The 291-nt window shown below is 59.8% G+C and carries 1 pseudogene; it reads left to right on the forward strand.

Annotated features, from left to right (window positions below):
* Window positions 1-291 (forward strand): annotated as a pseudogene (locus tag EH240_RS37655) (bifunctional methylenetetrahydrofolate dehydrogenase/methenyltetrahydrofolate cyclohydrolase); the annotation flags it as partial.

A 291-nucleotide genomic window follows, 5' to 3' on the forward strand; every position in this document is an offset into this window, starting at 1 on the left:
AGACCCGCGAACTTCCGGCTCTCTGCAGGATGGCCGACATTCTAGTCGCCGCGGTCGGACGCGCAGAAATGATCCGAGGTGATTGGATCAAGCCAGGCGCGGTTGTCATCGACATCGGTATCAATCGGGTGACGCAAGGCGGAAAGCCGCGCCTTGTTGGCGATGTCGCATTTGCAGAGGCTGCTCACGTTCAAGCAATTACACCTGTCCCAGGCGGCGTGGGTCCGATGACAATCGCGTGTTTGCTCGCGAATACGCTTTCCGCATTCCGTCACACCATGCCGGCGCGAG

Origin of the sequence: Mesorhizobium tamadayense, from assembly GCF_003863365.1 — a bacterium.
GTDB lineage: Bacteria > Pseudomonadota > Alphaproteobacteria > Rhizobiales > Rhizobiaceae > Mesorhizobium > Mesorhizobium tamadayense.